Genomic DNA, 10,488 nt, shown 5'->3' on the forward strand with positions numbered 1-10,488 from the left:
GGTGGCGGTGGTGTGCATCATGCGGCGACGATGTTGGCGGATCCGAGTCAGGGTGGCGGGGTTCCGGCGCCTCCCGGTCCGCCCGGTGCGCCTGGCGCCCCCGGCGCTCCTGGTGGGGCCCAGCCTCCCGGCCAGGGCGGTGGTGTGCATCACGCGGCGACGATGCTGGCCGGCCCGTCCGGCCCCGGCGCTCCGCAGCCGCCCGGCCCGCCGCCGGGTGCGCCCGGGGCTCCGGCGCAGGGCGGCGCGTACGGCTATCCGCAGCCGCCGGCCGGTGCGCCGCTCGTCGGCCCCGGCTACCAGGCCGTGCTGCGCTACCNGCCGGTGCGCCGCTCGTCGGCCCCGGCTACCAGGCCGTGCTGCGCTACCGCGCCCAGGACGGTTCCGAGCAGCAGCTGATCCGCCGCTCGGCGCCCGGCACCCCGCACCCGGAGTGGCAGATCCTGCACGAGCTGCGTGCGATGAACGTGCCGCCGCAGCAGGTCCTCGAGCTCCACACCGAGCTGGAGTCCTGCGAGCTGCCCGGTGCGTACTGCGCCCGGATGATCCGGGAGACCTGGCCGCAGGCGCGGATCACCAGCATCGCGCCGTACGGCAGGGACCATGCGAGCCGGCAGCAGGGCATGCAGCAACTGATCGCCCACCAGGGCGAGTTGCATCAGGTCGCGGACGGTCCTGCGCGTCCTGCGCCGGTGCGCGCGCCGCTGCAGCCGATGCCGCCCGCGCCGCAGGTCCCGCCGGAGGGCGTGGCGCACGAGCTGGCGTCGGCGTTCGGGCCCGGTGTGTTCCGTTTCGACCAGCGGGCCGTGTCCCGGCAGGGCGTGCCGGACCTGGTCGCGCACGTTCTGATGATGGCCGGTCTGCCGGTCGATTTCGGGCCGTTCTTCTGGGCGCAGGCGCAGCCCGGCCGTCCGGTGCCGACGCTGGCCGAGCTCGCGCAGGAGCGTGGCGTGCAGGCCGCGTCCGATGCCGGTTCGTACCTGGTGATGGGCAGTGACTTCGGCCGGGCGATCTGTGTGCAGTACGGCACGGCGCACATCGTGGCCGTGCCGGTGGAGGCAGGGCCCGGCGGTGCGCCGGTGCCGCCGCAGTTCGTGAACACGGGGCTGCCCGAGTTCGTGCGCTGCCTGGCGCTGCTCGGGCACATGTGGCGGCTGCGGTTCGGTCTCAATCAGGAGCAGGCGGGCCGTTGGACCGTCGATTTCCAGCAGCAGTTGTCCGCGCTCGACCCGGCGGCCCTGTCGTCGCCGGAGAGCTGGTGGTCGGTGCTGCTCGAGCAGATGTGGGACGGGCTGCTCTGAAGCTCTCCCGCTGACCCTTCGCGGGTCGTACGTGTCGCCACTGGGGCGTCCCGTCCTCGGACGGGGCGCCCTTCGGCATGTACGGACGCCCTTCGGCATGTACGGGTGCCCTTCGGGGTGCCCGGGCGCCTTGCGGGGTGTGAGGTCGCCCACCCGATCCGGCTCGATTCCGACTTTCGGCGCATGTTGCCGCATCCTTGACCGGGAGGATGGGTGGAGTGTCGCGTTATGAGTGCTTCGCGCGACCTCGCCGAGTACACAGCAGGCCGGAGAGGGGCTCCCCGATGAGTGCACCGACGTCACCGCACGGTTTCGACGTGGTGAGGCGACGCGGCTATCGGCCCGAGCAGGTGGACACCCGTCTCGCGGTGCTCACCGCCGACCGCGACGAGGCCGCGGACCGGGTCGACCGGCTGACGGCCGCCGTCGAGGAGCTGGAGGCGGAGGCGGCCCGCCTGCGCCGCGTCGTCGCCGAGCTCCCGCCGCAGACGTTCGAGACGCTCGGCGAGCGGGCCATCTCGCTGCTCGCCACCGTCGAGGAGGAGGCCGCCGATGTGACGGCGGCCGCCCGGCAGTACGCCGCCGCCGAGGAGGCCGCGGCCGCCGCGCACGCCGAGCAGCAGCGGGCGGCCGCCCTCGCGCACGCCGACCAGCTCCGGGCGGCGGCCGAGCAGCATGCGGCGCAGATCCTGGCCGCGGCGGAGGAGACCGCAGCGGCGGAACGGTCCGCGGCCCGAAGCGAGGTGGCGGAGCTGAACGCCACCCTGCACACCGAGCTCGAGGAGCTCCGCGAACGGGGCGCCGCTCTGCTCGCAGCGCAGCGGCAGGACGAGCAGGAGCGCACCGAGGCCTTCGACGCGGAGCTCGCCGGGCGCCTCGCCGAGCAGGAGGCCGCGATCGCCGCCCGTACGCAGGCCGCCGAGGACCGGCTTGCCGATCTGCGGCGCGGCTTCGCGGAGGCGGAGGAGGCGGCCCGGCACCGGCAGGAGGACGCCGACGCACGCGCCGCCGATCTGGTCGCGGAGGCGAGGGCCGCGGCCGAACGCGTCGAGCGCGAGACGGCGCGCATCCTGCGCGAGCACGACGAGGCGCGCGAGGAGATGCACGCCCGGATGGATCACGTCCGCCACAGTCTGGCCTCGCTCACCGGCCGCGACCCGGTGGACGAGCACGCGTGACGGACATTCCCGGTCCGGGCCCGCGCCCCGCCCGCCCCCGCCACCGTCCTCGTACGCTCATCTCCTCCGCCGTACCGCCCCCGCGAGGATCCACCGCTCCACCGCCTCGTACTGCCGGCGCTGGGAGGCCTGGCGTTCGCGCGGGCTGAGGACCGTGCCGAGCCAGCCGAGCAGGAAGCCGAGCGGGATGGTGACGATGCCGGGTGTGGTGAACGGGAACCAGTTGAAGTCCATGCCGGGGAACGCCGATGCGGGTGACCCCGACACCAGGTTGGTGCCGGACATCAGGACGATCGAGCCGACCGTGCCGCCGATCAGGGTGCACAGCAGCCCGGCACGGGTGAAGCGGCGCCAGAACAGCCCGTAGACGAGCGTCGGCGCCAGCGCGGAGGCGCCGAGCGTGAACGACAGGACGACCAGCGGCTGCAGCGTGCGGTGCTGCGCGAGGGTGGCGAGCAGGATGGTCGGGGCGCCGATCGTCAGCGCCGACACCCGGGCGAGGGTCATCTCGGTACGGGCGGAGATCTGCCGCTTGCGATGCGCGAAGACGTCGTGGGCCAGGGAGTTGGCGCAGGCCAGGATCATTCCGGCCACCGAGGCGAGGACCGTCAGGAAGATCGCGGTGGCCATGGCCGTGAACACCAGCGCCTCCGCGGTGGTGACGTCGGCGCCGAGCACACCCTGGGTGCCGAGCAGCAGCGCCGTGTTGCCCTGCGGATCGGAGCCCGCGATCAACTCCCGCCCCACGAGGGCCGATGCGCCGAACCCGATGACGGCGATCAGCAGGATGAACACGACGACCATCGACACCGCCCAGGACATCGAGCGGCGCACCTCGGTGGCGCTGCGCGACGCGTACATGCGCATGGTGACGTGCGGCAGGCAGGCGCCGCCGAGGACCACGGTCAGCTCGGAGGAGATCATGTCGACCCGCGGGTTCCAGCTCTCCGTGAACTGCAGGCCGGAGCGGAGGTACGCCGGTCCGGCGCCGCTGCCCCGTTCGGCGGCCGCCACCAGGTCGCCCGGGCTCCAGCCGAACCGGCTCATCATCAGGGCCGCCACGACGAGGCCCGAGCCGAGCAGCATCACCATCTTGACGCCCTGGATCAGGGCGGTGCCGCGCATCCCGCCGATGGCCGCGTAGCTGATCATCAGGATGCCGAGGCCGACGATGCAGCCGGTCTTCAGGCCTGCGCTGTCGAAGCCGAGGACGAACCCCACCAGATCGCCGATGCCCGCGAGTTGGACCAGCATCAGCGGCAGCAGCGCGGCGATGGTGGCGCCGCAGGCCGCCATCCGTACGGCACGGCCGGGCAGCCGGCGGCCGATCGCGTCGCCCATGGTGAATCGGCCCGCGTTGCGCAGCGGTTCGGCCAGCAGGAACATCAGCAGCACCAGGGACAGTCCGGTGCTCAGGGCGAGCACCACCCCGTCGTAGCCGGTCAGGGCGATGACGCCGACGGTGCCGAGCACGGTGGCGGCCGAGATGTAGTCGCCGGCGATCGCGAGGCCGCCGCGGAACGGCGAGAGGCCCCGGTAGCCCGTGTAGAACTCGTCCAGGTCGTCCCGGTCGGGTCCGGTCATCACGCACAGCAGCAGCGTGATCGTGGCGACGGCGGTGAAGGCGACCAGGGACATGGTCTGCGCGGTCGGGCCGAACTCGGCCACGGCGGCCAGCGATTCGGAGTCGTGCGGCAGGGCGGCCGGTGCCGCCGCACCGGCCGATGGGGCCGTCGTCGTCACGGGGCGTCCTCCGCCTCCGCTTCGGCCTGGCGGCGCAGCCGGTGGGCGAGCGGGTCGACGCGGCCGCGGGCGTACGCCTCGTACACGAAGAGGGCCAGGCAGGTCACCGGGAGCTGCCAGAACATCAGGAGCAGGCCGGTGCTCAGGCCGCCGAGCCCGTCGCGTGTCATCAGGGACGGGGCGTACGCGGACAGTACGAGGAAGAGCGTGAAGTAGCCGAGCGCGGTGAGCGTGGCGACCCGGCGCAGTATGCGGTACGCGGTGCGCAGCCGGCGCAGATCGCTGTGCTGCCCCGGCGGTGGGGTGGCGCGCCGGTGCCGGCGGGGTGGTGCGGGTGGTGGCGGCGGCTGCCAGGGGTAGGTGAGGCGGCGGTCGGAGGGTGGGTTGAAGTAGGTCGCGGGGCTGTGGTGCGGAGGGCGGTCGGGGCGGTGCGGGTCGTGCGGGTGGGGCTCGGGGTGCGGTGGGACGCCGTGCAGGTCGGACATGACGGACTCCTTGCGCGGCTCGGTCCCCTTCGGGGAACCACAGGGAGGAGCCCGGTACGTTACTCGCCGGTGTAGGAAGAGTCAGCGGTTCCGGCGAACTGACCAGGAACAAAGGGCGGTCGGCGGTTTCGTACCCGGCCGGTCGGGCTCGTACCCCCGCGTGCGGGAGCACGGTGACGGCGGGTGTGTCAGCCGGTGCGCTGTTCGTCCGGATGCGGTGGTTCGGGCGGCCGGGGTGCGGGTGCGGCCGGCGCGGATCCGTTCGGCGCGGATCCGTTCGGGGGCGTGCGGGCTTCGTCGTGGTCGGGTACGGGTGGGCCGCCCGCCACGGGTGGAGTGGGCGGTTCCGCGGCCGGTGCGTCCTGGGCTATCACGGGGAAGCGGCGGGGCGCGACCACGAGCAGGACCAGGAAGGCGACCGCCGCCGCGCCCGCCGCCCACAGGAAGACCGAGTCGACGGCCGCGTCCACCGCCCGGCGGACCCGGTCGTCCGAGGGGGCGTGTGCCACCGAGTCCAGGTCGGCTGCGGTGCCGAGCCGGCCGGCGATCACCGCGTTGGCGACCGCGCCGAGCAGGGCGGCGCCGATGGTCTGGCCTATCTGCCGGTTGAACAGCACCGATGCCGTCGCCGTACCGCGTTCGGCCCACACCACCGTGGACTGGACACCGACGATCAGCGGGAGTTGGAAGAGCCCGAGCGACGCCCCGAGCAGCAGCATCAGGAGCGCAGGCTGCCAGGGCGAGCCCGGATACGGCAGGAACTGGAAGGCCAGCAGCACGAGGAACGCCGAGCCGATACCCGTCATCGCGGTCCGGCGGAAGCCGATCCTGGTGTACACGTGCTGGCTGAGCGCGGCCGACACCGGCCAGCTCAGCGTCATCACCGACAGTACGAACCCGGCCGCCATAGGCCCCAGTCGGAGGACGCTCTGCGCGTACGTGGGCAGGAACACCGTCGGCGCCACCATCAGCAGGCCGAGCGCCCCGAGCGACAGATTGACCGCCGCGATGGTGCGCCGCCGCCACACCCAGCCGGGCAACACCGGCTCCGCTGCCCGGCGTTCGATCACGACGACCGCGCCGGCGAGCAGCAGCCCCGTACCGAACAGGGCGAGCGACGGCGCCGACAGCCACGGCCAGGCCACCCCGCCCTGGACGAGCGCGGTGAGCAGGACACCGCCGCAGGCGAACACCGCGGCCGCGCCCGCCCAGTCGGTACGCGCGCGTGTGTCGCGTTCCCGGGCCGGTTCGTGCAGATGGCGCACGATCAGCCAGAGTGCGACCGCGCCCACCGGCAGATTGATCAGGAAGATCCACCGCCAGTCCGCGTACGCCGCGAGCAGACCGCCGACCGCCGGGCCCGCCACCGACGACAGTGCCCATACGGTGGACAACTTGGCCTGGATCTTGGGGCGTTCCTTCAGCGGGTACAGGTCGGCGGCCAGGGTCTGCACGGTGCCCTGGATCGCGCCGCCGCCCAGTCCTTGGAGGATGCGGAACGCGATCAGGGCGGTCATGTCCCAGGCGAGCGCGCACAGCAGCGAGCCGAGCAGGAACAGGGAACTGCCCACGATCAGTACGGGCTTGCGGCCGAAGGTGTCGGAGAGCTTGCCGTACACCGGCAGGGTGACCGTGACGGCAAGGAGATAGCCGGAGAAGAGCCAGGAGAAGACCGAGAAGCCGCCCAGATCGCCGACGATCTGCGGGACGGCCGTCGCGACGATCGTCGAGTCGAGTGCGGACAGTGCCATCGACAGCATGAGGGCCGCGACGACGGGGCCTCTTCGCCGGGTCGGCTGCCGGTCCCGGTCGGTGTGGCCGGCGGCCTGACTGGCGGTCACCGCAAATCCTTTCCCCGTGCATCTATTGCGCCGGGGACACCATCTCACCCGGGCGGCAGGGCAGGGGAGGGTGGAGAGCCCCGAGAACCCCTCCACCGACGGGTGGAGGACCCTTAAGGGATCCTCCGTACTCCGGCCAGGGGACGGTTCGTACCGCCGGAGGAGGAGGCAAGGGCCGGGCGCTGCCTAGCCTGTTCATGGCGCGACGGTGCGGGAGCCGTACGACGGTACGGGGCCCGCGGCGGCCGCCCTGCGGGATCCAGCAGGGCGGGGGGTGGGGTTTTCCCCAGCTGAAGACTGCGCTGCGCACCAAGGCGCCGGGGCCTGCCGATCAGCAGACTGAATGCAGACGCGAAGACCGCGCCGAGCGGCCGCAGGGAGCGGCCCCGAGGCGGTCGCACCACGACTTCCACCGCGACCCTCGCGGTGAACTCCGCACTCACCACACCGATATAGGAGACATACCGTGACAACGGCTGTGACCATTCCCAGGCACGGGGGCACTGGAGGACGTACGGCTGTCGCGGCACGAGCGCGCCAGGTCCTCAAGGCCTACGGCTCCGGCGAGACCCGGGTCGTCGCGCTCGACCACGTCGATGTGGACATCGCACGCGGCCAGTTCACTGCGATCATGGGCCCGTCGGGCTCCGGCAAGTCCACGCTGATGCACTGCCTGGCCGGACTCGACAGCGTGACGAGCGGCCAGATCTTCCTGGACGACACCGAGATCACCGGCCTCAAGGACAAGAAGCTCACCCAGCTGCGCCGTGACCGCATCGGCTTCATCTTCCAGGCGTACAACCTGCTGCCCACCCTGAACGCCATCGAGAACATCACGCTGCCCATGGACATAGCGGGCCGCAAGCCCGACCGGGCCTGGCTGGACCGTGTCGTCGAGACCGTCGGCCTCGCCGGACGCCTCAAGCACCGGCCCACCCAGCTCTCCGGCGGACAGCAGCAGCGCGTCGCGGTCGCCCGCGCCCTGGCCGCCCGACCCGAGATCATCTTCGGTGACGAGCCCACGGGGAACTTGGACTCCCGGGCCGGCGCCGAGGTCCTCAGCTTCCTGCGCCGCTCCGTCGACGAACTCGGCCAGACCATCGTCACCGTCACCCACGACCCGGTCGCCGCGGCCTACGCGGACCGCGTCCTGTACCTCGCGGACGGCCACATCGTCGACGACATGTACAACCCGACCGCGGACCAGGTCCTCGACCGCATGAAGGACTTCGACGCCAGGGGGCGTACGTCGTGACTGTCCTCAAGACCTCGATGCGCAACTTCTTCGCGCACAAGGGCCGGATGGCGCTCTCCGCCGTGGCCGTCCTGCTGTCCGTGGCGTTCGTGTGCGGCACGCTCGTCTTCACGGACACCATGAACACGACGTTCGACAAGCTCTTCGCCGTCACCTCTTCCGATGTCACGGTCAGCCCCAAGAACGCCGACGGCGAGGAGGACGCCTCCCGCAGCGGCAAGCCGAAGACCCTCCCGGCGGGCGCCCTGCAGCAGGTGCGCGCCGCGGACGGCGTGCAGTCGGCCGAGGGTGCCGTCTCCAGCATGAGCGTCACGGTCGTCGACGCCGACAACAAGAACGTGGGCGCGACCAGCGGAGCCCCCACCATCGCGGGCAACTGGACGAAGAACGACCTGCGTTCGATGGAGGTCACCTCCGGCCACCCGCCGCGCGGCCCCACCGAGATCATGGTCGACGCCGACACCGCCGACAAACACCACCTGAAGATCGGCGACGAGCTGCGCACCATCGCCGTCACCGGCGACTTCAAGGCCAAGATCTCCGGCATCGCCTCCTTCAAGGTGACCAATCCGGGTGCCGCCGTCGTCTTCCTCGACACCCGCACCGCACAGCAGCAACTCCTCGACCGTGCCGACGCGTTCACCCACCTCAATGTGACCGCCACCGCCGGCACCAGCGACGAGACCCTCAAGCAGACCGTCGCCGCCGAGCTCGGCGGCAGCTACAAGCTGCAGACCCAGGCGGAGGCCGCCGAGGCCAACGAGGACGAGATGGGCTCGTTCCTCGACGTCATGAAGTACGCGATGCTCGGCTTCGCGGGCATCGCCCTCCTCGTCGGCATCTTCCTGATCATCAACACCTTCTCGATGCTGGTCGCCCAGCGCACCCGGGAGATCGGCCTGATGCGGGCCATCGGATCCTCCCGCAAGCAGGTCAACCGCTCGGTCCTCGTCGAGGCTCTGATGCTCGGCGTGATCGGTTCCCTCGCGGGCGTCGCCGCCGGCGTCGGACTCGCTGTCGGCCTGATGAAGCTGATGGGCTCGATGGGCATGAAGCTGTCCACCGACGACCTCACGGTCAACTGGACCACCCCCGTCATCGGCATGGTCCTCGGCATCGTCGTCACCGTCCTCGCCGCCTACCTGCCCGCCCGCCGGGCCGGCAAGGTGTCACCGATGGCCGCCCTGCGGGACGCGGGCACACCCGCCGACACCAAGGCCGGTGTGGTGCGCGCCGTCCTCGGCACCCTCCTCACCGGCGCCGGCGCCGCCGGCCTCTACCTGGCCGCCCAGGCGGACAAGGCCTCCGAGGGCTCGCTGCTGCTCGGCGGCGGTGTGGTGCTCAGCCTCATCGGCTTCGTCGTCGTCGGACCCGTCCTGGCCGGCGCCGTCGTCCGGGTCCTCAGCGCCGTCGTGCTGCGGATCTTCGGCCCCGTCGGTCGCATGGCCGAGCGCAATGCCCTGCGCAACCCGCGGCGGACCGGCGCCACCGGCGCCGCCCTCATGATCGGCCTCGCCCTGGTGGCATGCCTGTCGGTGGTCGGCTCCTCGATGGTCGCCTCCGCGACCGAGGAGCTCGACAAAACCGTCGGCGCCGACTTCATCATGCAGTCCGGCAGCAACGACGGCTCGGCCATCGTGCCCGGCGCCGTCAAGGCGATGCAGAACAGCCCACACCTCGACCACGTCACCAACTACAAGATCGTCGACGCCAAGGTGACCACCCCGGACGGCAAGACCACCTCCGAGGAGCTCTCGGCCGCCGACCCGAGCTACGCCGACGACCTCAGCCGCGAGACCGTCTCGGGCGAACTCGCCGCCGCCTACGGCAAGGACGCCATGTCGGTCGGCGACATCTACGCCAAGCGGCACGGCCTGAAGACCGGCGACGAACTGACCGTCGACTTCGCCGCGGGCCGCACCGCCACCCTGAAGATCGGTGCCATCACCTCCGACGACGTGACGATCGACAAGGGCGCGATGTACCTCGACATCGCCACGGCCGCGCAGTACATACCGGCCGACCGCATGCCGCCCAACATGCTGATGTTCGCCAAGGCCGCCGACGGCAAGACCGACCAGGCCTACAGCGCCCTGAAAAAGTCCCTGGCCGACTACCCGCAGTACACGGTCCAGGACCAGACCGACTTCAAGCAGACCCTCAAGGACCAGATCGGCCAGCTGCTGAACATCGTGTACGGACTGCTCGCCCTCGCGATCATCGTCGCCGTACTCGGTGTGGTGAACACCCTGGCGCTCTCCGTGGTCGAGCGGACCCGTGAGATCGGCCTGATGCGGGCGATCGGCCTCTCCCGCCGCCAGCTGCGCCGCATGATCCGGCTCGAATCGGTCGTCATCGCCCTCTTCGGAGCGCTGCTCGGCCTCGGGCTCGGCATGGGCTGGGGCGCGACCGCACAGCGACTGCTCGCTCTCGAGGGCCTGGAAGTCCTGGAGATCCCCTGGCCGACGATCATCGCGGTCTTCCTCGGGTCCGCCTTCGTGGGGCTGTTCGCGGCCCTGGGCCCGGCCTTCCGCGCAGGCAGGATGAACGTCCTGAACGCCATCGCCACGGACTGACACCACTGGGACCGAGACCACCCCGGACCAACGGGGGAACGGGGGAGCGGGGCGCGAGGGGCGCGCCCCCGGGGGACGGGCCCCGGCGGGAAACCGCCGGGGCCCGCAC

6 protein-coding genes and 2 pseudogenes are annotated in these 10,488 nt (G+C 71.7%); 5 read left to right on the forward strand and 3 right to left on the reverse strand.

What is annotated here, in order from left to right:
• The 3 genes and pseudogenes from DY218_RS34880 to DY218_RS06745 form a co-directional block, all read left to right on the forward strand.
• Nucleotides 1–319, forward strand: a pseudogene (locus DY218_RS34880) (SUKH-4 family immunity protein); the annotation flags it as partial.
• Between the two features lies 1 nt (nucleotide 320).
• Nucleotides 321–1,301: pseudogene (locus tag DY218_RS06740) on the forward strand (SUKH-4 family immunity protein); the annotation flags it as partial.
• A 284-nt stretch (nucleotides 1,302–1,585) separates the two neighbouring features.
• The gene (locus tag DY218_RS06745; protein ID WP_128554998.1) at nucleotides 1,586–2,479 is read left to right on the forward strand and encodes a coiled-coil domain-containing protein; all 894 of its coding nucleotides are present in this window, start codon (nucleotides 1,586–1,588) and stop codon (nucleotides 2,477–2,479) included.
• 57 nt (nucleotides 2,480–2,536) lie between these two features.
• On the opposite strand, the gene DY218_RS06750 is transcribed toward DY218_RS06745, so the two are convergent.
• From DY218_RS06750 to DY218_RS06760, 3 genes are all read right to left on the reverse strand, one after another.
• The gene (locus DY218_RS06750; protein WP_128555002.1) at nucleotides 2,537–4,117 is read right to left on the reverse strand and encodes a sodium/solute symporter; all 1,581 of its coding nucleotides are present in this window, start codon (nucleotides 4,115–4,117) and stop codon (nucleotides 2,537–2,539) included.
• A 101-nt stretch (nucleotides 4,118–4,218) separates the two neighbouring features.
• On the reverse strand, nucleotides 4,219–4,707 hold the full coding sequence (locus DY218_RS06755) for a DUF485 domain-containing protein (RefSeq protein ID WP_128554999.1): 489 nt from the start codon (nucleotides 4,705–4,707) through the stop codon (nucleotides 4,219–4,221).
• Between the two features lie 188 nt (nucleotides 4,708–4,895).
• Complete coding sequence (locus DY218_RS06760; protein WP_233521410.1) at nucleotides 4,896–6,548, reverse strand: MFS transporter; 1,653 nt, start codon at nucleotides 6,546–6,548, stop codon at nucleotides 4,896–4,898.
• A gap of 466 nt (nucleotides 6,549–7,014) precedes the next feature.
• Here DY218_RS06760 and DY218_RS06765 point away from each other — a divergent pair, with 466 nt between their 5' ends.
• Nucleotides 7,015–7,803, forward strand: coding sequence for an ABC transporter ATP-binding protein (locus DY218_RS06765; protein ID WP_128555000.1), 789 nt, complete (start codon nucleotides 7,015–7,017; stop codon nucleotides 7,801–7,803).
• Entirely contained in the window at nucleotides 7,800–10,379 is a 2,580-nt protein-coding gene (locus tag DY218_RS06770) for an ABC transporter permease (RefSeq protein WP_128555001.1), read from the forward strand. The genes DY218_RS06765 and DY218_RS06770 overlap by 4 nt, the downstream gene beginning before the upstream one ends.
• Nucleotides 10,380–10,488 lie beyond the last annotated feature (109 nt).

The organism is Streptomyces triticagri (assembly GCF_003429565.1).
Lineage (GTDB): Bacteria > Actinomycetota > Actinomycetes > Streptomycetales > Streptomycetaceae > Streptomyces > Streptomyces triticagri.